A 252-nucleotide genomic window follows, 5' to 3' on the forward strand; every position below is an offset into this window, starting at 1 on the left:
TTTTGGTTCCGAACACCCTTACCAATTGATCCGGATGCACCTCAAAAGTTTGGAATAATTGGTGATCTTGGTCAAACATACAATTCTCTTTCGACTCTTGAACATTGCAAGCAGACAGGTGCAGAGACTATATTATTTGTTGGAGATCTTTCGTACGCTGATAGATACACATATCATGACGTTGGTGTCCGCTGGGACTCATGGGGTCGTTTTGTTGAACGTAGCATGGCATACCAGCCATGGATTTGGACC

The 252-nt window shown here is 43.7% G+C and carries 1 protein-coding gene; it reads left to right on the forward strand.

The annotated features are described in order from the left end of the window. Positions 1 to 57: 57 nt before the first annotated feature. The coding region (locus ACODJP_RS14335) for a hypothetical protein (RefSeq protein ID WP_422482646.1) at positions 58 to 252 on the forward strand (195 nt) is incomplete at its 3' end.

This window comes from Pleomorphochaeta sp. DL1XJH-081, assembly GCF_049310885.1.
GTDB lineage: Bacteria > Spirochaetota > Spirochaetia > Sphaerochaetales > Sphaerochaetaceae > CAYZJV01.